Raw genomic sequence first — 18732 nt, 5'->3', positions numbered from 1 at the left:
GTCTAACCAATGCCCTGATATCTAACCGCGTCTTGGGAAGTCGTCGGTGCCATTACGGTCTCGACGAATGAATATCTGATCCCAATCGCGCGCTAGTGAGTTTGCTTAACCGGCCGCCGAGGAGGGCTTTTATTCGGCATCCGACTGATGGTGGAGGACGGCTTGTCGCCCTTTATCAGCCTGTCCCTCCCGCTAGAACACGCCAACCAAGGCTAGTGTCGCCCAGACTGCCGTACGCCTTGCTCCCGCCGTCTCGACCGTCGAAGCGCCGAATCCTCATTGCGTCAATTAGGCGCTTCTGATGAATCTCAGCGCTAACAGGTCAATTAAATAGAAGTTTTTGGCTCGTTGGGTCCTTCGTGTGCCCGATATGCTCTGCGTGCTTGGTATTGCCGTTCGTAACTGCGGCGAGGCCAAGAGGACACCGAGCAAGAACGAGGCCTTTAAGACCATGACTGATGAACCAAAGGCAGACAATCATGATACCTCGCGCCGAAAATTTCTACTTCTATCTGCCGTCGGAGGACTAGCGGCAGCAAGTCTTGCAACAGAAACCGATGTCGAAGCTCAAGAAATTAATTGCGCCCCGGTAAGCGGTAGTGTCGCATGGAAACAGAAGGGCAATAACGAGCACGTCCGCGCACTTCAGACGTCTGCCGACCATTCCGGCGGCGGTGAGCTACATTTAGATTATTTCGGCCATACCGCGTTCCGACTAACTACGCCGGCAGGGCTTTCTCTCCTCTTTGATCCTTGGCGCAATGATCCATCTGGCGCATGGGGTTTGTGGTTTCCGGCTGACTTTCCGCGCATTGTCGTTGATCTGGCTCTTTCAACCCATACGCATTTCGATCACGACGCTATCGACAAGGTTGATGCGACTAGCGTGCTCGACAGGTTCGTTGGCAAGTTTTCTTTTGCCGATGTTGAAATCACGGGTGTTGCCGACAAGCACGCGACCGATCAACCTGGTTCGTACAAATGGATTGAAGCTGTGAAAGAGTCCGGTGCAGACCCTTATCCGCCCAACAATCCAGGCCATCTGGACAATGTAACCTATCTGGTAGAATCCGCTGGCATACGAACCCTCATATGGGGCGATAATCGAGCGAAGCCGCCGGAGGACGTTTGGAAGAGGTGGGGTCGGGTGGACGTGCTTACCCTACCAGTTGACGGTTCGGAGCACGTTCTCAGCTTCGAGCAAGGCAACGAGATAGTCGAGCGCTTGAAGCCAAAAATCGTGATTCCCACACATTATCTGCAGAAAGGCGTGTCTTCCGCACTGTCGACACTGCAAGCGGCGGATTCCTGGGTTAACGCTCAAAAGCGGAAGCGGAACCTTGCGGAGTCTCGACTAGTCCTAACCGCCGACAGCATCAAGGATTATGATCGCGAGTTCTTCTATTTTGGAAATTCAGCCAGGCACGGGCAATAGCTGGCTAGGGTGCTAGTCTAGGGTAGAAGCCAGAACGCACCGCCTTTGTAGCGGTGCGTTCTTTGCGGGACGAGGCCTTGACCATGCTGGCCTATAACTGAGCGGCCATTGAATCGAAGCGATTAGCTACGGACAACAGCGGCAGCTCGTATTCGACAGAGAAGCCGAACAAGCGACGCGCTGCCCCAAACACCGCGGCGGGTACGTCTGCGGCAACCCTAAAGCGCCTCGCCCTCGCGCAACATCCCCGAGAATGAGTGGCCAGACGGCAGGACTCGGCTCACACCTGTCCGCCAGCCCTCACACTAAGCACGGAAGTCGGGAGGCGCTTTCAACCCTACGCCAAGCATTTATGCACACGTCCGATTGGATTGACTGGACAGATGCCGCTGTCTTGCCGTCCAAGGCACGCCACGAGGGCAAGGGCACTTATCCCAGGTTGACGTCTTGTCGCTGTCCGGTATCAGCGGCGCGTTCGATGGCATCGATCACACGATGACGGATTACAGCTGCGCCAAATCCCGGCGCAAAGGCGGTGCCTGTCTTCACGTCGGAATCGAATTGCGCATACACCCGCGCCACGTTCCCCGGAGGACCGGCCAAGCCACCGTCGATCTTTTGGTAGGAATCGGGAATAGGAAGCGCTTCAAGATCGCCGTTGCCGCGGCGACCTCTTATCGAGAGGTCCGCCATGTTGATATAGCCGTTCGTGGCCTCGATCAGAAGGCTTCCATCACGGCCAGTAATTTCCCACACGAACGGGCGCGCGGGCACCCGGCCGGCGGTATAGTGAACAGAAGCCACGATGCCTCCGGAGAGTGTTCCCGTTATCGCCACCTCATCGGGAACGTCTGACGGTATCGGTTGGGAGTCACGTGTGCGGATAGCTTGTCCCAAGCGGTTGGAGGCGACTGCGGAGAGGGACTCAAAAGCTCCAAGAACGTGGGCGAATGCGTCCAGAGCGTGACCCAAAACGACGGTCAGAAACGTTGCCCCATTGGCCTTTAGCGCCATGAATTCATAGGCAGGCTCCAAGCGACCCATCCACTGATCATCCGGCGTGTAGCTTTTGACGTTCGTGCTGAGCGGCTGGCCGATGTAGCCTTGAGCGATGAGATCGCGCAGATACTGGACTCCCGGCGAAAAGCGTCCTTGCAGGCCAATGATCGTTTTGACTTTTCCCTCTCGAGCCTTGTGTTCGAGGTCGAGCGCCTCTGTCAAATTCCGGCCAAGCGGCCACTCGCAGTAAACCATCTTGCCCGCCGAGATCGCGTCTGAGACCACCGCGTAGTGATCCGGCACTTTCACGGAGACCACGACCAGGTCAATTTCCGGCCTCTCAACGAGATCACGATGGTTGTCAAAGGCAAGTTTGATCCCGAGGGATTTTGCCGTTGTCTCAGCCGATTCCCGTTTCGTCGTGCTGACACCCCGGATCTCGAATTGCCCTAAGCTCTTCAGTGCGGGGATGTGGGCGAAAGCCGCCCAGCCGCGTTCCGAACTCGCGCCGACGATGCCTACTCCGATTTTTTTGCCCATGTTCGTCTCCTTCAATTTCCTCGTTTTTGACGTGTCATCGCGCTCGGACGGCGTGCAAAGCACGCCATACGCCTCGACAGCGATGACCTTTTCAGTAGTGATCTTGATGTCGGCCTTCGGCCGTTTGGGGGATGCGTTGCGGATGGCGCAGCAGCTACTCCGCTTGCCTCGAGCCCTTCGGCAATGTTCGCTCCAACAGAGGGGGAATCGTCCATTGCGAGCGCCCCTTTGCTTAAGGGTTTTTCTTTTGATGCTGTTGGTTTGGCTCCAATCGTGCTCTCGCTGCAGCTAAGATTGGGGTACATGTTGGTGGATGATTAGGCGGTATTTGCTTGATTTAGAATCAAGCAATCGTTGAATATGATTGCTGCATGGAGACTCTCGCGAACCTTGAATCCTTCGTCCGAAGTGCGGAGAACCACAGCTTTTCGGAAGCAGCGCGCCAGTTGGGATTGACGCCCGCGGCGGTCAGCCGGAACGTCGCCATGCTTGAGCGGAACCTCGGGGTGCGGCTCTTCCAGCGGTCTACACGAAAACTGGTGCTGACGGAGATCGGGGAACGCTTCCTCTTCTCTACCCGAGGTAATCTTGAGGCACTTCAAGCTGCAATTGCAGACATTACGGCCGACGACAACGAGCCGGCGGGCGTTCTTAAAGTGAGCATGAGTCCGACCTTTGGGCTTTCGCACATCATGCCATTGCTACCAGCCTTCCTTGCCAAACATCCACGCCTGAAGCCCGAATGGCATTTCGAGAACCGGGCGGTTAATCTCGTGTCGGAAGGATACGACGTTGCTATCGGTGGCGGCTTCGATTTGGCGCCCGGAATCGTGTCGCGTACATTGGCGCCCGCCCATATTGTCACCGTCGCTTCTCCTGGTTACATGGCGGGCCGGACGCCTCCGACGAACCCTTCCGATCTTGTCGCGTATAGCGGGATCGTAATGCGTTCACTGCGAACGGGACGAATTCGCCCGTGGACGCTACGAAATGCAACCGGGTCGGAAATGGCCGGGCCACTTGCGGAAACGATCATCGTCAACGATCCCGCAGCCATGCGCGAGGCCGTCCGGCTTGGGCTTGGCATCGCCATGATCGCAGTCGCCGACATACTGCTCGAACTTGAACGCGGGGAGTTGGTTCGCCTGCTCCCGAATTGGTATGCGGATGCTGGCGCAATCTCGCTCTACTATAGTTCAAAGACGCTCATGCCCGCGAAGACCCGTATTTTTGTTGATTTTGTCGCGGATGAGTTCAGGCGGCAGCGGCTCGCGGAACGGTGCGCGGGAAGTCTCGGATAGCAGGCCGCTTGATTTGTCGGGGAGCCAAGTCGTCGATACTGTGTCCCATGACCCGTGCGATGCATAGTGCTTCCAACGAATTAGAAGGCTAGAGCATCTTTGTTTGCTCGCCATCGACGAGGCATCGCCACGTCCGGACCATCGTGCTGAGCCGCAGGATCAGTCTGGAAAAGGCTCTCTATTCACTGTAGCCGTATATTATTGATGACCTTGTTCAAGGAAGCTGAACATGTCGGAAGGTGGAGTACCTAGCGTCGATCAGCTCTCGGTGCTGCTGACGGTCGTTGACGCAGGCGGATTCGCAGCAGCGGCGCGAAGACTCGGCAGGGCTCCATCGGCCATCAGCTATTCGATTTCGAGCCTGGAGGCGCAACTTGGCGTCCCTGTATTCGATCGTACCCGCCCCCGTAAGCCCGTGCTGACCGAGGCGGGCCAATTGTTGCTTGCAAAGGCCACAGCAGTGATCGGCGAGGTGAATAACTTCAAGGCGGCGGTAATAGGGCTGCGACATGGACTAGAGCCGCAGCTTTCAATCGCAATCGACGTCATGTTGCACACAGATCGCGTGGCCGACGTGCTGAAGGCTTTCGCCGAAGAGTTCCCCACGGTGGCGCTCCGGCTCTATGTCGAAGCACTTGGCGTGATCGGCGAACTCGTCGCCGCCGGCGTAGCGGGCCTCGGAATATGCGGCACCTTGCACACGAACACCTACGGCATGGAGCGCATCGACCTAGGGGGAATTGACATGATCCCCGTTGCCACGCCGTCGCATCCGCTGACGCGCAGCGGTATCAAGACACCTGGCGATGTCCGGCGCCATCGGCAACTCATACTGACGGTCCGATCGTCCTACGACGAGGGCGGTCGGTTCGGCGTGTTTGGCGTGAATAACTGGCGCTTGGCGGATCTTGGAGCCAAGCATGCGCTGCTGCTCGCGGGATTGGGTTGGGGAAACATGCCCGAACCGCTTGTGCGTTCCGACATCGAGGAAGGGCGGCTCGTCCGCCTGGACATTCCAGAAGGTGGCGGCTTCTATCCGCTCCAGGCGATTTACAAGACCGCGACGCCGCCGGGGCCGGCGGGCAGGTGGCTGCTCGAGCGGTTTCTGCAGCAACATAGAACTGATTAAGGTTTCGCAACCGCACGTAAGCGCTTTGTGATCATGAATCATGATCGGTGGATAAAAACATCTTAGTGGACATGATCGTCCCTAAATTCGACCCTCGCTGTTTGAGCCTCGCGATCAGTACGGAGGTAGCAAAAAGCGGGAGGAGATAAGTTGCTGACGTTTCCACGTGCGACTTCGGGCGTCTCGAAAATGAGGTCCATGGCTCTGGCAACGGTCGTGGCCGGTGGTCCACTTGCAGCACAGGCACGGCCTGGCGCCGAGTTGGTTTCCGGCGAAGGTGGGTCAAAAGGTCTCGGCTATTTCACGTCGCTGCTGTTGGCAAACGCTCGCCCCAGCATGAGCATCGTGCGCGAGGAAATCTTTGGTCTGGCGCTCTATGCGGCTCGCTTTGGCGATGCCGAAATCCCAAATTTGGCTGCGGTGGAACCGGGGGATTTTGCGGCTTCAGCTCGTCCCGGCAGCGCCACGCACTCCGGCGGCTCTCGGTGGAGGAGTCTACAGAGATGGAAGAGCGTCGGCATCAGGCTTGATAGCAACTATGTCCAATACTGATCCGCAATATTTCGACGTGATCATTGTCGGCAGCGGGCACGCTGGCGCCCAAGCCGCAATCGCGCTGCGTCACCATGGTTTTCAGGGTTCCATAGCGCTGGTCGGCGAAGAGTCGCATCCGCCCTACGAGCGCCCGCCTCTTTCAAAGGAGTACCTCGCAGGGAAAAAGTCCTTCGAGCGCATTCTCTTGCGCCCCGTCAGCTTCTGGTTGGACCGAGAAATACAGCTCCTGTCGAATACCAGGATCGATCAGGTCGATTCTGTCGCCAAGGTCATCGTTTCCAGTCGCGGCGAGCGCTTCCACTATGGACAGCTGATATGGGCAGCCGGTGGCCGGGCACGAGCGCTTTCATCCCCAGGGGGGCAGGATGTCGAACCGTTGTTCGTGCGGACGCGCAATGATGTCGATCACTTACTTGCCCAACTGTCCGCCGTGTCGAGCGCTCTTATCATAGGCGGGGGCTATATTGGCCTTGAGACGGCAGCGGCGCTCAACAAACTGGGAAAGCAGGTCACGGTCCTGGAAGCAGCCAACCGGTTGCTGGCGAGGGTGGGCGGCGAAACCTTGTCGGACTTTTACGCAAAGGCGCATCGCTCGCATGGCGTCGATATTCGCTTGGGTTGCACTATCGAGCGTGCAGGCAGGACAGACGACGGCCGAGTGTTCACCCAATTGGCCAGCGGTGAGGTGATTGCGGCCGACATCCTCATCGTAGGCATAGGCATAGACGCCTCGGTTGAACCGTTGCGGCAGGCCGGCGCGGCGGCAACCGCCGCGGGTGTGCGCGTCGACGAGCATTGCCGCACGTCGCTGGCCGATGTCTTCGCAATCGGCGACTGTGCAGTGCATCGCAACCGGTTTGCGCAAGATCGGGAGATTCGCCTTGAATCCGTCCAGAATGCGAACGATATGGCTGTCGTCGCCGCCAAGGCCATCATAGGCACGCCGGAGCCGTACCGGGCTTTGCCGTGGTTCTGGTCGAACCAGTTCGATATCCGCCTGCAGACGGTCGGCATCTCCTCGGGATTCGATCAAGAGATAGTTCGAGGAGATCCCGAGTCGGGCCGCTTCTCCATCATTTATCTGCACGACGGCCAAGTCATCGCCTTAGACTGCGTGAACATGGTTCGCGACTATGTTCAGGGCGGAGCCTTGGTTCTGGCGGGAGCGCGGCCGAATCCTAGTCAGATCGCTGATTCATCGATCGCCCTGGCAACGCTTGCGTGATGATCTGGCGCATCAGCACCAAATCACCGTCGTCGTTTGCCATCCACTGCAGAAGGACCTCGAGCGTGTAGCAGAAACAACCGTCCCCCATTCCCGCGATGCCTCCAAGCAAGCAAGGTCGTTCAAGGTATTTGAACGATCGGTTCAGTCTTATCTGACTGTTTCGAACTACCCAGATGCGATAGCGTCCTTGTTTTCAGCGAGGCAGGACGCTGCATGTCGCACCGTGGAGATGGTTTTGGGCATCCAGCGCAGCGACTCGCGCAAAAGCGACGACCAAGGTATCTGGGGAGGTTCATGAAATGGATTTGCGTCAAGTCCGCTACTTTGTAGCCGCCGCTGAACAATTACATTTTGGGCGTGCCGCCGACCGCATGAATGTGGTGCAGCCGGCGATTAGCCAACAGATCAAACGCCTGGAAGAGGAACTCGGCGTCGAGCTTTTCGATCGCATTGGAAACGAGGTCAGGTTGACCGAAGCCGGGCGCCAGATCCTGCCGGAATGCCGACGGTTGCTGCGTCAGGCCGAAGAAACCGTCAGAGTCGCCAAGTCTGCAGGGACAGGCACAAGTGGCAGGGTTAGCTTCGCGTTCGTCGACAATGCCGTTTGTGCTCTCCTGCCTCCGCTCTTGCGCAGCTTTCGCGACCTCTATCCCGAGGTCGACGTGCAGCTTCAATCCTTGAGCCGCGCCGAGCAGCAAGCAGGTTTAGAAGACCGGCGGATCGATATTGGCCTGATGCCTGGCCCAGCGCCCCTTTCCGTTCTCTCTGAGCCCTTCGTCTCGGCGCCCTTGGTGGCGGCAGTGCCGCGCAATCATCCCCTTGCCTCCCACGAAGTGATCAACCTGGATCAACTCGCCCAAGACCGCTTCGTGCTGTTTCCCGCCACGATGCGATCTCGGTTGCTGGAAGTGATCATCGCCGCATGTGCGACTGCGGCTTTCACGCCGAAAGTCGCCCAGGAAGCGCTCCACATTCACACGATTCTGGCGCTCGTGGATGCGGGGGTGGGGGTGACACTCGTACCGCCTTGGGTCGCTCGCGAAGGGGTGCATGCCGTTTCGTTTGTTCGGCTTAACCGTCCGACGGCATTCTATGAACTGATGTTCACCTGGCGCAAGGACAACTCAAATAAGGCCGTCGAGAGCCTACGCGCCACCGCACAACTCATCTCTCTGCCCGAAGCTATTCCCCGGCTCGATCGCGCTTCGTGATCGCCCCATTAGAACTAATTGTTGGACATAATCGGGCCCTGGGTAGACTTTCACCTCGTCCAAGCCGCTCCTTTTGGACGGTAAAGAAATTAAACAAAGACGGGTCGGATGCCGGAAGACAAAATGGACAAACAAACAGTCGCCGTGAACCCGTGGAAACGGCGTTATTTGCCAACCTACGACCATGCCCTGCCCGCAACGAGCGAGCCATGCATGACCTTTGATTTCCCGATCGTGCTGTAGTGGCGGCGGTCGAGGCATCGGCCGCGCGCACAGCCTAGAATTGGCCCGCCGTGGCGGCGAAAGTGCTGGTGAATGAGTTGGTGTCGCGACGGGAGGCGCTGCGGCGGCAGTAGTTTTGCCGACGAGTTTGTCGCGGTCTGTCCATCGCCCGGAGGAATTCTCGATACCGAGATGTGGTGACACATCGTACCAGCTCCTCGCGGCCACCAAAGGCTACGCGGATCTCAACCTCACCGCCGAGGCGGTTCACATTCACCTCGGGGGAGACCATGGACGGATCGGAACTGCAGGCCTTTGGGACCGTGCAGGATTTTAGCGAATGGCGCAACGGGCCAAGTGGTCACTGCAGGCGCCGCAACACTCAACTGGGAAGCGGGACCCCGGCATGAACCGTGAACCCGATACCTGCGACTATCTGATCATCGGCGGCGGCTCATCGGGCTGCGCCCTGGCTTCGCGCCTGTCCGAGGACAGCGCGAACAGGGTCATTCTCGTCGAGGCTGGACAGGACGTCGATGGCGCGTCTGAGCCGGAGGCGGTACGCGATGCCCGGTTCAGGACGCTCAATGACCCGCGGTTTCTCTGGCCGAACCTGACGGCCGCCTACACACGAGACGGACCGTCCGGTTTGCCGTTTGGCCAAGCGCGAATCTTGGGCGGCGGTTCTTCGGTGAACGGTATGCATGCGCAGCGCGGCCTGCCTGCGGACTATGATGAATGGGCGCAGCTCGGCATACGCGGCTGGGCTTGGGAGGACGTCCTACCCTTCTTCAAGCGTCTCGAAACCGATGCCGACTTCTCCGGCGAGCAGCACGGCGAGGAAGGCCCCGTTCATCTCTACCGGGTACCGCGCGGGAAGTGGAGCGGCCTCACCAAGTCCATAGCATCGAGCTTCGAAAGGAGAGGCATCCATTACATCCCCGACCTGAATGGGCAGGATGGTGACGGCTATGGCTCTGTTCCGATCAACTCGGTTGGCGCGGACCGCATCTCATCGGCCCGCGCCTATCTTCCGGCCACCGTGCGCGCGCGCTCCAATCTCAAGATCGTAACCGGAACGACCGCAAGCCAGCTGATCTTGTCTGACGGGCATGTATTCGGCGCGGTGTTCGGTGAAGGCGAGGAAGCAAAGGAAATCCGCGCGCACCAGACCGTGCTGTGCTGCGGAGCGCTTCATACTCCTGCCTTGATGCTCCGCTCTGGCATAGGACCTGGTGACCAACTCACGCAGGCAGGCATATCGGTTCGACACAGCCTTCGCGGCGTTGGCTCGAACCTCATCAACCATCCGATGTTGATCCTGGCAGCCCATCTGAAACCCCAAGGGCGCCAACAACCCGGCGTGCTGTCCCCCTGTCCTGCCATCATGCGATATTCCTCGATGTTTCCAGGCGTGCCGAGAACCGACATGGTGCTCAATGTCTGGGAGCGAACGCCGAATACGCTCTCCTGGGATCCGCTGGGGCGGCAGATCGCAAACGTGATGGTGATCATCAACAAGGTCTTTTCGGCGGGTCAGGTCGCATTGCGCAGCGACCGCACGCTCGACGTCTCCTTCAACCTGCTTGGCGATCATCGTGATAAAGAGCGGATGGTCGAGAGCGTGCATCTGCTCGCCGATCTGCTCGATCAAGCAAAGAGTGACGGCGTTGTCGACGCCGCCTTCTTCCCGGCGATGACCCCGCTCGCCGCCCTACTCATGCAGGACAATTGGAAGGCGCAGATGTTGAGCGTGGCCGGCGCGGCCGCTTTCAGCGGACCGGAGCCAATACGCAAGCGAGCACTCGCAGTGGCCGGAACCAGACTTGACGTGGTGATGGCCGATCAACGGAAGCTCGTGGAAACTGTCGTGCAAAGTGCGCTGCCAGGCGGACATGTCGCGGGAACCTGCCGGATGGGCCATCCCGAGCATCCAGCCAGTGTCACCGACTCCAACGGCAGGGTTCTCGGAATCCAGGGCTTGAGCGTCGCTGACACGTCGATCTTCCCAACGCTGATGGCCGGGGGGACCAATCTGCCAGTTATTATGGCGGCGGAGAAGATCGCGGCGACCTTGCGATCGGAGGCGCGAGCATGAGCCGGAACTGGAACCTCGCCTATGCTTCGCATCTGGGCTATCTGTCCCCGGATGAGCCACTGTTTCGCGCGAGCGTGCCTTCGCGCGATCCATGGGATCACGTAGCGTTCGCAGCTGACATCGGTCTCTCGGGTGTGCTCTATCCTTGGGCGATATCCCGGCCGGCCGAGGAGGTTGACCGTTTCCACGCCGCGCTCGAGCATTTCCAGCTTCTTTCCAGCGTCATCGTCTATGCGCCACTCGGGCGGGTGACGACCCCTATCTGGGTGCGCTCCGACGGCTGGGACGATCTCGCCCGCGACTTCGAGCGCTCGGTTCCCCTGGCGCAACGGCTGGGCGCACCGATGCTTGCCGTGCTCGTCCAGGGGATCGAAGGCGCGCCGGTTGACAGTCAGGAAGACGTGCTGGTCGACAATCTGCGGCGCGCAGGCGACCTCGCAGCCAAATCCGGCATCGTTATAGGCGTGGAGCATATGGTGGCGCTCCCAGGCATGCTCTTGAGGAGCACCGAGCAGGCGGTCAGAGTCTTTGACCGGATCAGCCACCCCAATGTCCAACTGATCTTCGACACCGGTCATGTTCAAGAGATGGATGGAAATGTGCTCGGCGCTTACCGCCAGGCGCGTCGACACGTCGGGTTGCTGCAACTGGCCGACATGCCAGGGCGGGTCCAGCCAGGTTCAGGTGTCATCGATTTTGAGACTCTCTTGCGCGAGGTGCGTTCGGACGGGCTGGGCGAGACCCTCATCGATCTTGAACATGGCTGGACGAGCAATTCGGTCGATGTGGAGCAGGCCGGTATTAGAGCGATGCGGCGCATCGACAGCACATTGGACAGCATCGAGGAGCACTCATGACGATGGCTGCAAACGGGTCGACCTCAACGCCGAAGCGACCATGACAAGGCCGGCGGCGTAGGCACGACGGCACCGCTACACCGGCGCGAGAACATCGCCGGCCGCGTCCGTGACCGCCGTGCACCATGGAACGTTTGCCAACTGCCGATCAGGATCGAGAAGCGATTGAACGGAGGAGACTATGGACACCTTTAACCAACTGAACAGTGAAGAAAATGGAGATGTTTGTTATGCACACCGAGAGGAGCTCATGACAAAGATCAACGTGACGACGCGCAGCGGCGAAACCCGCAGCTTCGCGGCCTCAGAGGGGCTATCAGTCATGGAGATCATCCGCGACGGCGGAATCGACGAACTGCTTGCCCTTTGTGGCGGATGCCGTTCCTGCGCGACCTGCCATGTCCACGTCGATCCAGAAGACTTCGACAAGCTCGACGCGATGTCTGACGACGAGAACGAACTGCTGGAAGGTTCATCGACGCGCGACGCGACCTCCCGGCTGTCTTGCCAAATCCCATTTAGCCGCAGACTGGACGGGCTTCGCGTCACCATAGCGGCGGAAGACTGATATGGCGGGACGACTGAAGGACAAGGTGGCGGTCGTCACCGGGATCGCCAGCGGTATTGGCAGCGGAACTGCGATCACCTTTGCGTCCGAGGGCGCAACCGTGGTCGGCGTCGACATCAATGTCGACGGAGCGACCCAGGTGGCATCAATCGCGCGCGACCGCGGACTGGATTTCGATCTGCGTACCCCGGTCGATCTGCTTGATGAAGACGCGGTTCACGAACTGATGAAGACCACAGCCGAGCGATATGGCGGGATCGACATCCTGGTGAGCGCCGCGGCGGTCGTCGAGTTCGCTTGGACACCCGACATGACGCTGGCGCAATGGCGGAAGACGATGGTCGGCGAACTGGACATCGTCTTCCTCTCCTGCCGCGCCGTGTGGCCGCATTTGGTCCGGCGCGGGGGCGGAGCCATCATCAACTTCGCGTCGGTTGCCGCACATCAGGCAACCCGCACCCTGCCGGCCATCGCCCACGCCGCCGGCAAGGGCGGCATCCACGCCATGACCAAGCAGTTGGCGATGGAGGGAGCACCCCATCAAATCAGGGCGAACTCGCTATCGCCGGGCTTGATCGTCAGCGATGCAACCCAGGCCGCGTTTGCACAAAACCCAGGCTTTCGCGAAGCCATCGACGCCAAAGTGATGCTTGGACGCCTGGGGCGTCCCGAGGACGTCGCCTGGGCGGCGACATTCCTCGCATCGGACGAGGCGAGCTGGATCACGGGCTCCGACCTGGTGGTCGACGGCGGCATGACTGCCTGGTAGGTCAAAGGAGATTTGGTGATGAGTCCGAGGCTAATTATTGAGGCATTTCTCGATGCATGGAACGAGAACGATGTTGATCGCATCCATTCGTTCATGAGCGAGGATATCGCCTATCATAACATTCCAATGGAGCCGATCCACGGTCGCAGTGCCGCGCGCGCGTTCGCCGAGGCTTTCGGGGTGGGCACGACGATGAAGGCCGAATGGGAACTCGTCCATATAGCCGAGCAGGGCGATATCGTGATGACCGAGCGCATCGACTCATTCATCGACCCGAACGGGAACCGGGTAACGGTGCCGATCATGGGTGTCTTCCGAATTCGCGACGGCCTGATCAGCGAGTGGCGCGACTACTTCGACTTGGCAACCTTCGAGCGGCAACTTGCCACGATCAAGTCTGCAGAACCGCGGGCGGCCGGGAATGCTCGGTAAGTTGGTAAGCCAGGCGCCGTTATGGCCCTGATCCTCCCTTCAGCTTCTTCGCGCCAAGTTGCTCATCACGTCCGCTGTGGAGAAGCGCCAGGGTCGATAACGGCGCGTTGACTTGAAGCGCGTCGTCATGGAGCGCCTCCTGCCACAGCGGACGCCGGAGTTGAACCCCGGTCGATAGCGTCTCGCAATATAGACGCCACCACAGCCTCTCGAATTGCGTCTTCGATAGCTGCGCCCCCATCGTCGATGTCGCATGCAAGGCTGGCAAGAACTCATCGCCGTGTCCGAAACCACCACGACAACCGGAATGCGAGAGCGGGCGCAAGTCGGCCAAACCCAATGATTCTTGGTATCGCTAGCCGCTTGCACAGCATCACCAAATATCACCGAAAACTACATGTGATTGGCCCATAAGATTCAATTAATGGACACGACTGATACCCAGGTGTCTCCTCCGGTCAATCAGGGAGGTTCGGTCAAACCGACTCAACGCTCCCTTTGATGACAGCAGCAAACACGTGGGTGGAGAGAACATGGCTGACTTCCTGGAAGCGGAACGTGTCGGTACTGATGATACGACCAAGGGCGGCAACAAGAGTCGCAGTGGCGCAGCAGCGATCGTCGAGGCGATGCATGCAAGCGGCATAGAATATGTATTCGGCTATAGCGGTGGTGGTACCGGGAGCCTGATCCACGAGATCGCCACCACCGGCATGAAAAACATGAACGCCCGCACCGAGATCGCCGGCGCCTGGATGTCCTACGGCTTCAACCGCATCAAGGGCCGGGCGGCGTCGGCTTGTCTGTTCCATTGCGTGGGGATTCTTCACGCCAGCGCTGCTGCGCTGGCGGCAAAGACGGACAGCACGCCGCTAATCCTGAGCTATGTGAGCCTCGACAGCGCTCTGGACTTGCGCGAAGGCCTGCAAGATTCGACCGAGGTGTTTCATGCGATGAAGCCGCTGGCGAAATATGCGCGCAAGCTGGTGGTCGCCGACGACGCACCCCTTTCGATCCGCCAGGCGGTCATTGCCGCGAGCACCGGGCGGCCGGGTTCGGCCGTGCTCGATTTCGCGTTTCAGGTCCTCGTCGACAACACAACATGTGCCGTCGAGCCGCTGACCCTTCCCGAACCGCCTGCTGCAAGTGCGGCGACGATCGACAAGATTATCCAGGCGATCCGCAAGGCCAAGCGACCGATCATTCTGGCAGGTGCTGGCGTACAGCATGCGCTCGGCGCCGAACAGTTGCGCGAATTCGCCGAGGCAGCCAACATTCCGGTCGTTTCCACCTCCTGGGGAGGGCGCGGCCTTCTTGCCGACTCCCATCCGCTCTATGCTGGCGTAATGGGATCGTTCGGCTGGGTCGGAGCGAATACGATCGCACAAGAAGCCGATCTGTGGATCACAATCGGCACCAGTTTCTCGCAAATGACGACCGGCGCTTGGAACCTCGCCAAACCAGCGGAGATCGTCCAGATTGACATCGACCCCAATCAGCTGGGCAAGATATTCCAACCGTCGCTCGGCGTTGTGGGCGACGCCAAGGTGGTCCTTGAGCAGCTAACCGACGCGGTTGCTCAGCTCAATCCGCCGCTTACCGATGAAGCGACCGCGACCGCACGGCGCAAGGACGTGGCCCAGAGCCAACAGGAATGGCGGGAGTATCTCGGTCGCCTGAGTGCAGAGGGCGGCAATCCGATCAATCAGTACCATGTGCTGAAGAAGATGTCGGACATTCTTCCAAAGGGCACAATCGTCGTCGGCGATTCCGGAGGCCAGGCTTATATGCTCTATCGTGCCTTCCAGTACTCGGAATCGACGCCGATGATCGTTGGCGGCCGGTATCAATCCCTGGGCGCCGGATTGTCAATCGCCGCTGGTGCGAAGCTCGCGGATCCGGAGAAGACCGTGGTCTGCTATCATGGCGATGGCGGCTTCTATTACGATGCCATGGAACTCTCCACCTTGGCGGAGCGCAAGATCAAGGTCATCGTCATTATCGACAACAATCACTGCCTGTACGCAAACCGTCAGGGTATGACATTGTGGGGCATTCAAAATCCCTGGGTCGACATGCCGAAGGATGTCGATCTCGTGGCGCTGGCGAAGGCCCAGGGCGTCGATGGCGAGAAGGTGACCGACGCAGCCGACATCGGTCCGGCCATTGAGCGCGCGCTTGCTGCCGAAGGCAGCTATATCATCGACGTCTGGACCGACCCCGAGACCCGCATCAAGCGCGCCTTCCGCGACGTTATCCCGATCCTTACGGATCGCAAGCCCGAACAAGGTGTCGAGCGGCATATGTCACCGCCGCTCGAGGGAAGCTGGCCTAATTGATCAGCCTGACCCCGTCGCTGTTGTGGCGGGGTCACCGCTCTGAATGAGAAACTTCAAAGCCGTGAACGGTTTGTCGGCGTAGCTGTTTGACATTTACGACGACCGCTTGCCGGGCACAACCGGCGCGCTCCTCGGCTCGGCTGTTTGGGCTGGCATGCGGAAGTCACCATCCGCGTGTTCAGGCTCGCGCAATGCCGGCTGGCGGCGACGGCACATCGCAGGAGACTGCCGTGACCACCCAATCATCAATATCCCATGGCGATGCCATCATGATGACCGAAGCCGCACGCCCGACCGTGCGTTATCAGTGGATGCTGGCAGGCCTGTTGAGTCTGAATTTCGGCGTCGTATTCTTCGACCGCAATGCGCTGAGCTTCCTCATGCCGTTCATCAAACCCGAGTTACAGCTGAGTAACACGGAAGTGGGAGCGTTTACGTCCGCGCTTTCACTGAGTTGGGCGCTCTCTTGTCTCCTCGTCGGCAGAGTTTCGGACGCGCTGGGCAAGCGCAAACTCATCCTTGTGATGTGCACGCTTTGCTTTTCCTGCACCTCCTTCTTGTCAGGTTTGGCGGGATCTTTTTTTGCCTTGCTTGCGGCGCGCCTGCTTATGGGAGTTGCGGAGGGCGGAGTGATGCCGATTAGCCAAGCTCTGATCGTGCAGGAGGTCGATCCGCTGCGCCGCGGCCTGGCGATGGGCGTGATGCAGAACTTCGGATCGAATCTGCTGGGCAATTTTTTCGCTCCGCTGATCCTTGTGGCGGTTTCGCTCTCTTTTGGATGGCGGAATGCTTTCTTCCTGGCCGGCTTACCCGGGCTGGTGATGGCCGGCCTGTTGATACTGCTGGTCAAGGACCCGCCCAGCGCGCCTTCAAACGGTCGCAAGACGCGCAAGACGGGCGCGTTGCTGGAGATGCTCTCGGACCGAAACGTGCTCCTGTGCATGATGATGTCAGTGTTTCTTGTCGGGTTCATAATGGTCTTCGGCGCCTTCATGCCGCTGGTGCTGTTGAGTGATCAGACGATCGATCAGACGACGATGAGCTGGCTCATGGCGACGTTCGGGCTTGCATCGATGCTCTACTCAGTTCTCGTGCCTGGTGGTTCCGATGTCGCTGGTCGCAAGCCAGTCATCGTGGCCATGGCGGCCCTAGGGGCGCTCCTTCCGCTCGGGGTTCTCTTCGCCGATGGCACGTTATGGCATCTGTTCGTCTTGTTCGCCTTGGGCGCGGTGATCACTGGGGTATTCCCGATTGTGATGGCGACCGTGCCCTCAGAATCGGTGAGCCCACTTCATCTCGCGACGGTACTTGGTTTGGCGATGGGCGTGGGAGAGTTCATTGGCGGCGTCTTCACGCCCATGATCGCCGGCGCGGCCGCGGACAGCTTCGGTTTGACCGCAGCGTTATGGATTTTGGTCGCGTTGTCACTGCTTGTCGCATCATGCGGACTATTCCTGCGGGAAACAGCTCCCGCTGTTCTCGCAAGACGTGTCGGCGATCATAAAAAGTTATCGATAGATTAGATAACGTTAGTCGATATGATGAGTGATGATCAATATAATCTTTCAAAATAATGTTTTAGCCGACAATCAGTTGTGGCGGTTGAAACAGTCTCTTGCTGTGTATGAAATTTGCAAAACGGAAGCGGCCGTTTGTAGCGCCTTCGCTGGTTCGCGCTTCGACCGATAGAAAGATACCCGCGAATTCTGGCATTGCGGGACGTTAGGGAGAGAATAGAATGAATACAGTTCCGACTGGAGTAAAGCCAAGCGGCTGCCCGCATTTCGACGCGTTCGATCCGCTTGCTCCCGGGCAGGTGGCGGACCCCTTTCCCATTTTGGCGAAGGCGCGCGAGGAGCAGCCCGTTTTCTATATGGAGAAGTACGATTTGTGGGTCGTGACGCGTCGCGACGACGTGCTCGCCATATACAAGGACTTGGCGACCTACTCCAACGGCAACAACCACCAGTCGCTTTCGCCCAAGAGCCAGGCTGTCATCGACCGGGTTGGAGAAGACTGGTCGATTCCCGTCGATGGCAGCTTGAATGTGATGGATCCGCCGGAGCATCTCCCGGTGAAGCGCTTGGTGATGAGCGTCTTCCACAAGGCGTTGCCGGGCATGGACACTTGGCTTGAAACAAAGCTGAACGGCTTGGTCGATCGCTTCGTCAAAGATGGGGAGACGGACCTGGTCGCCAATTTCACGTGGCCAACCACGGTCAGCACCGTTGCCCACCTGATCGGCGCGGCCGACGAGGAGACCGAACGGTTTAACGAATGGGCCGAGAACTGGTTTGAACTTACCGGATCCGACAAGCTCTCGCCAGAGCGCGCTGAAGCCTGCTGGATGGGGTTTATCGACTTTGAACAATGGGCATATGATCTGCTCGAGGCACGACGGGCCGACCCCCAGCACGATCTGATCTCCAAGCTGATCGAGGTCCAGCAGGCCGGAGGAGCGATCACCGACCGTCAGATCGTAACCAATATGATCGGCATGGTCGCCGCTGGCACCGACACAACGGCGAATTCCATTGCCCAGATGGTCTATATGCTGCTCACCCATCCGGACCAGTTCCAGAAGCTGCGCGAGCATCCTGAGTTGCGCGCGCCCATGATCGAAGAAGTGCTGCGACTACGGTTGCCGATTCGCGGTGTGATCCGCACCGTCATGCGCGACGTTGAGTTGAGCGGCGTTGCAATCCCTCAGGGCGCAAAGATCTATGTGCACCTGGGATCGGCAAATCGTGACGCGAGCCTGTTTGAGCACCCGGAGACATTCGATATGGAGCGGGCGAACGCGCAAAAGCACGTCTCGTTCGGCGGCTTCAATCGCGCCTGTGTGGGTGCACCTCTGGCGCGGCTCGAGATGATGAAAGCGCTCGAGGTGCTGCTGGAGAGGCTTCCGAACTTGCGCTTGGCACCAAATCACGAGGCGCTCCGCTACACCGAAAGCATAATCGTGCCATCGCTGAAAAGCTTAAGGGTGCAGTGGGACGCCTAGCCAGCTGGCGCTGTGGTGGTCTGTGCGATCAGGGCGCTGCCAGTG

15 protein-coding genes are annotated in these 18732 nt (G+C 59.1%); 14 read left to right on the top strand and 1 reads right to left on the bottom strand.

The features are described 5' to 3' along the window. Window positions 1–370 precede the first annotated feature (370 nt). Entirely contained in the window at window positions 371–1435 is a 1065-nt protein-coding gene (locus B5V02_RS09230) for an MBL fold metallo-hydrolase (RefSeq protein WP_111543925.1), read from the top strand. Window positions 1436–1864: 429 nt separating this feature from the next. On the opposite strand, the gene B5V02_RS09225 is transcribed toward B5V02_RS09230, so the two are convergent. Next, window positions 1865–2974: a Gfo/Idh/MocA family protein gene (locus B5V02_RS09225; protein ID WP_111543924.1), complete on the bottom strand. Its 1110-nt coding sequence runs from the start codon at window positions 2972–2974 to the stop codon at window positions 1865–1867. Between the two features lie 371 nt (window positions 2975–3345). Here B5V02_RS09225 and B5V02_RS09215 point away from each other — a divergent pair, with 371 nt between their 5' ends. The 13 genes from B5V02_RS09215 (at window position 3346) to B5V02_RS09145 (ending at window position 18687) form a co-directional block, all read left to right on the top strand. Continuing rightward, complete coding sequence (locus tag B5V02_RS09215; protein WP_111543922.1) at window positions 3346–4275, top strand: LysR family transcriptional regulator; 930 nt, start codon at window positions 3346–3348, stop codon at window positions 4273–4275. Between the two features lie 229 nt (window positions 4276–4504). Then, window positions 4505–5404 (top strand): LysR family transcriptional regulator, encoded by a 900-nt coding sequence (locus B5V02_RS09210; protein WP_111543921.1) that lies wholly within the window; start codon window positions 4505–4507, stop codon window positions 5402–5404. Between the two features lie 198 nt (window positions 5405–5602). Continuing rightward, on the top strand, window positions 5603–5956 hold the full coding sequence (locus tag B5V02_RS09205) for a hypothetical protein (protein ID WP_146606035.1): 354 nt from the start codon (window positions 5603–5605) through the stop codon (window positions 5954–5956). Next, the gene (locus B5V02_RS09200; RefSeq protein ID WP_111543919.1) at window positions 5943–7184 is read left to right on the top strand and encodes an NAD(P)/FAD-dependent oxidoreductase; all 1242 of its coding nucleotides are present in this window, start codon (window positions 5943–5945) and stop codon (window positions 7182–7184) included. The genes B5V02_RS09205 and B5V02_RS09200 overlap by 14 nt, the downstream gene beginning before the upstream one ends. Before the next feature lie 302 nt (window positions 7185–7486). After that, on the top strand, window positions 7487–8398 hold the full coding sequence (locus B5V02_RS09190; RefSeq protein ID WP_111543917.1) for a LysR family transcriptional regulator: 912 nt from the start codon (window positions 7487–7489) through the stop codon (window positions 8396–8398). Between the two features lie 628 nt (window positions 8399–9026). Further along, on the top strand, window positions 9027–10718 hold the full coding sequence (locus B5V02_RS09185; protein ID WP_167458435.1) for a GMC family oxidoreductase: 1692 nt from the start codon (window positions 9027–9029) through the stop codon (window positions 10716–10718). Continuing rightward, a complete protein-coding gene (locus tag B5V02_RS09180) occupies window positions 10715–11575 on the top strand; it encodes a sugar phosphate isomerase/epimerase family protein (RefSeq protein WP_111543915.1) in 861 nt (286 codons plus the stop codon). Before B5V02_RS09185 ends, B5V02_RS09180 begins: the two co-directional genes overlap by 4 nt. Window positions 11576–11756: 181 nt before the next feature. Then, window positions 11757–12143: a 2Fe-2S iron-sulfur cluster-binding protein gene (locus tag B5V02_RS09175; RefSeq protein ID WP_245445816.1), complete on the top strand. Its 387-nt coding sequence runs from the start codon at window positions 11757–11759 to the stop codon at window positions 12141–12143. 25 nt (window positions 12144–12168) lie between these two features. Beyond that, window positions 12169–12912 carry an SDR family NAD(P)-dependent oxidoreductase gene (locus B5V02_RS09170; protein ID WP_245445814.1) on the top strand — a complete coding sequence of 248 codons (744 nt, stop codon included), beginning with the start codon at window positions 12169–12171 and terminating at the stop codon, window positions 12910–12912. An 18-nt stretch (window positions 12913–12930) separates the two neighbouring features. Further along, window positions 12931–13344: a limonene-1,2-epoxide hydrolase family protein gene (locus B5V02_RS09165; protein ID WP_111543912.1), complete on the top strand. Its 414-nt coding sequence runs from the start codon at window positions 12931–12933 to the stop codon at window positions 13342–13344. A 533-nt stretch (window positions 13345–13877) separates the two neighbouring features. Continuing rightward, complete coding sequence (locus tag B5V02_RS09155) at window positions 13878–15683, top strand: thiamine pyrophosphate-binding protein (protein ID WP_111543910.1); 1806 nt, start codon at window positions 13878–13880, stop codon at window positions 15681–15683. Window positions 15684–15913: 230 nt separating this feature from the next. Then, window positions 15914–17206, top strand: coding sequence for an MFS transporter (locus B5V02_RS09150; RefSeq protein ID WP_208647062.1), 1293 nt, complete (start codon window positions 15914–15916; stop codon window positions 17204–17206). A gap of 215 nt (window positions 17207–17421) precedes the next feature. After that, the gene (locus B5V02_RS09145; RefSeq protein WP_111543909.1) at window positions 17422–18687 is read left to right on the top strand and encodes a cytochrome P450; all 1266 of its coding nucleotides are present in this window, start codon (window positions 17422–17424) and stop codon (window positions 18685–18687) included. Window positions 18688–18732 lie beyond the last annotated feature (45 nt).

Origin of the sequence: Mesorhizobium kowhaii (assembly GCF_003253745.1) — a bacterium.
GTDB classification, from domain to species: Bacteria; Pseudomonadota; Alphaproteobacteria; order Rhizobiales; family Rhizobiaceae; genus Mesorhizobium; species Mesorhizobium kowhaii.
The sequence above is the reverse complement of the archived record's forward strand: the minus strand, read 5'-3'. Positions and strand labels throughout refer to the sequence as shown.